General features: G+C 63.0%; 3 protein-coding genes. All 3 read left to right on the top strand.

All coding sequences use genetic code 11. The annotated features are described in order from the left end of the window. A partial coding sequence (locus tag KDB67_RS11350) for a ribonucleoside-diphosphate reductase subunit alpha (RefSeq protein WP_291015793.1) occupies positions 1-1269 on the top strand: 1269 nt, incomplete at its 5' end. Positions 1270-1321: 52 nt separating this feature from the next. Further along, on the top strand, positions 1322-1816 hold the full coding sequence (locus KDB67_RS11345; protein WP_291015792.1) for an SRPBCC family protein: 495 nt from the start codon (positions 1322-1324) through the stop codon (positions 1814-1816). Positions 1817-2008: 192 nt separating this feature from the next. Further along, positions 2009-3008 (top strand): class 1b ribonucleoside-diphosphate reductase subunit beta (gene nrdF, locus KDB67_RS11340; RefSeq protein ID WP_291015790.1); only part of this gene is annotated, 1000 nt, incomplete at its 3' end.

Genomic DNA, 3008 nt, shown 5'->3' with positions numbered 1-3008 from the left:
CCCGATATCACGTTCCAGTTGGCCAAGGCCAACGACGACATGTACCTGTTCAGCCCGTACGACGTCGAGCGCGTTTACGGAGTGCCGTTCGCGGACGTGAACGTGACCGACAAGTACCACGAGATGGTGAACGACAAGCGGATTCGAAAGACCAAGATCAAGGCCCGCGAGTTCTTCCAGACTCTCGCCGAACTGCAGTTCGAGTCGGGTTACCCGTACATCATGTTCGAGGACACCGTGAACCGGGCCAACCCGATCGACGGCAAGATCACCCACTCCAATCTGTGCTCGGAGATCCTGCAGGTGTCCACGCCGTCGACGTATAACGACGATCTCTCCTATGCCGAAGTGGGCAAGGACATCTCGTGCAACCTGGGTTCGCTCAACATCGCCAAGGCGATGGATTCGCCCGATCTCGGGCAGACCGTGGAGACCGCGATCCGTGGTCTGACCGCGGTGAGCGACCAGACCGCCATCACCTCGGTGCCCTCGATCGAGAAGGGCAACAACGAGTCCCACGCCATCGGACTCGGGCAGATGAACCTGCACGGATACCTGGCGCGGGAGCGGGTGTTCTACGGCAGCGACGAGGGCGTCGACTTCACCAACATCTACTTCTATACCGTGCTGTACCACGCGATCCGGGCCTCCAACAAGATTGCCCGCGAGCGCGGTAAGCCGTTCGGTGGATTCGAGAAGTCGGCCTACGCCTCGGGTGAGTTCTTCGACAAGTACGTCGACAAGGCGTGGGAGCCGCAGACCCAGAAGGTGCGGGATCTTTTCGGGCAGGCCGGGATTCACATCCCCAACCAGGACGACTGGCGTGCGCTGAAGGCCGCCGTGCAGCGTGACGGCATCTACAACCAGAACCTGCAGGCGGTGCCGCCAACCGGATCGATCAGCTACATCAACCATTCGACCAGCTCGATCCATCCCGTCGCGGCCAAGATCGAGATCCGCAAAGAGGGCAAGATCGGCCGCGTCTACTATCCGGCGCCATACATGACCAACGACAACCTGGAGTACTACCAGGACGCGTACGAGATCGGCTACGAGAAGATCATCGACACCTACGCCGCCGCCACGCAGCACGTCGACCAGGGCCTGAGCCTGACCCTGTTCTTCAAGGACACCGCCAGTACCCGTGATGTCAACAAGGCGCAGATCTACGCCTGGCGCAAGGGAATCAAGACGCTCTACTACATCCGCCTGCGTCAGATGGCGCTGGAGGGTACGTCGGTGGACGGCTGCGTCAGCTGCATGCTGTGACCTGAGGGGGATCACCTTTGACCACGAGAGTCCCGCTCAGCCGAGGAGACCGATGACCGGAAAACTCCGTAAGGACGACACGATCCGCGCGTCGACGGTCGTGCGTGCCGCGCCCGCCGAGGTCTTCCGGGTGGTGTCCGACCCGACCCGCTACCCCGAGTGGAGCCCGGAGTGTCACCGCGTCGAATGGGTCGACGACACGCATTTCGTCGGGCACAACCGTCGCCGCCGGGGCAGGTGGAAGACCACGGCGACGGTGGTGGCGAACGAGCCGGACCGCGAGTTCAGGTTCGTCGTCGAGATGATGGGCAAGGACTTCACCGGCTGGGCCTACCTCGTCGAACCGCACGCCGAGGGCGCCCTGCTCACCGAGGAGTTCGTGATGCGCGTCGACCTGCCGCTGGTGGCGCGCCTCTTCGAGGTGCTGGCGCTCGGTGTGCGGGACCGGCGCACCGATCTGCAGGGCAACCTCGACCGCTGCGTCCGCACTGTTCGCGGCATTGTCGAGCGTGAGGTCGGCGAACGCGCCCCGGCGGACGGCCGGTGAGCCCGGGGGGAGGCCGGGCGCACCGACTCCGTTCGTCGTCGGAGCAGGGTCGGCATATGTTGCTCCCGACCTGATCAGTCGAACCAGCGGAAACGCTGCACGCAGTCCGTAGTGAAGCGGCTCGGCTCCAGAACGGTATCCTTGCGATCAGTCTTCCGATGCCATTGAGATCACGATCGAGATCGAGGGAACATGTTCGAACCCGCCCACAGTCCAGCCGACGGCGCCGCGATCAAGCTCGTCAGCCGGGTGTCCGCGATCAACTGGAACCGCGTTCCCGACGAGAAGGACGCCGAGGTCTGGGACCGGCTGGTCGGCAACTTCTGGCTGCCGGAGAAGGTGCCGGTGTCCAACGACATCCCGTCGTGGAGCACGCTCACCGAGTACGAGAAGCAGCTCACGATGCGGGTGTTCACCGGCCTGACGCTGCTCGACACCATCCAGGGCACCGTCGGCGCGGTCTCGCTGATCCCCGACGCGGTCACCCCGCACGAGGAGGCCGTGCTCACCAACATCGCGTTCATGGAGTCGGTGCACGCCAAGAGCTATAGCTCCATCTTCTCCACGTTGTGCTCCACCAGGGAGATCGACGAGGCCTTCCGCTGGTCGGAGGAGAGCGAACACCTGCAGCGTAAGGCACGCATCGTCATGGATTACTACCGTGGCGACGACCCGCTCAAACGCAAGGTGGCCTCGACGCTGCTCGAGTCGTTCCTGTTCTACTCGGGCTTCTACCTGCCGATGTACTGGTCGAGCCGCGCCAAGCTCACCAACACCGCCGACGTCATCCGCCTCATCATCCGCGACGAGGCCGTGCACGGCTACTACATCGGCTACAAGTACCAGCGCGGCCTGGAAACGCAGACCGCCGAGCGTCGTCAGGAACTCAAGGACTACACCTTCGAGCTGCTGTTCGAGTTGTACGACAACGAATCCGACTACACCGAAGCGCTGTACGACGAGGTCGGCCTCACCGAGGACGTCAAGAAGTTCCTCCGTTACAACGCCAACAAGGCCCTGATGAACCTCGGCTACGAGGCGATGTTCCCCAAGGACGAGACCGACGTGAACCCCGCCATCCTGGCCGCCCTGTCCCCGAATGCCGACGAAAACCACGACTTCTTCTCCGGCTCCGGCAGCTCCTACGTCATCGGCAAAGCCGTCAACACCGAAGACGAAGACTGGGACTTCT

It is taken from the genome of Gordonia sp. (in: high G+C Gram-positive bacteria) (assembly GCF_020438995.1).
Classification (GTDB): Bacteria; Actinomycetota; Actinomycetes; order Mycobacteriales; family Mycobacteriaceae; genus Gordonia.
The sequence above is the reverse complement of the archived record's forward strand: the minus strand, read 5'-3'. Positions and strand labels throughout refer to the sequence as shown.